This window comes from Trinickia sp. EG282A, from assembly GCF_040965455.1.
Classification (GTDB): domain Bacteria; phylum Pseudomonadota; class Gammaproteobacteria; order Burkholderiales; family Burkholderiaceae; genus Trinickia; species Trinickia symbiotica.
This window is the reverse complement of record NZ_JBFRCC010000055.1, coordinates 1-255: the sequence shown is the minus strand read 5'-3', so window position 1 is coordinate 255 and position 255 is coordinate 1. Positions and strand designations below refer to the sequence as shown.

Below are 255 nucleotides of genomic sequence, written 5' to 3'. Positions count from 1 at the left end.
GGGCTTCGGCCTGGCGGCGAGTGGCGAACGGGTGAGTAAGACATCGGAACGTGTCCTGGAGTGGGGGATAGCCCGGCGAAAGCCGGATTAATACCGCATACGCTCTATGGAGGAAAGCGGGGGATCGTAAGACCTCGCGCTCAAGGGGCGGCCGATGGCGGATTAGCTAGTTGGTGGGGTAAAGGCCTACCAAGGCGACGATCCGTAGCTGGTCTGAGAGGACGACCAGCCACACTGGGACTGAGACACGGCCCA

1 rRNA gene is annotated in these 255 nt (G+C 62.0%); it reads left to right on the top strand.

The window, feature by feature from the left end:
* Nucleotides 1-255 (top strand): 16S ribosomal RNA (locus tag AB4Y31_RS31885); the annotation flags it as partial.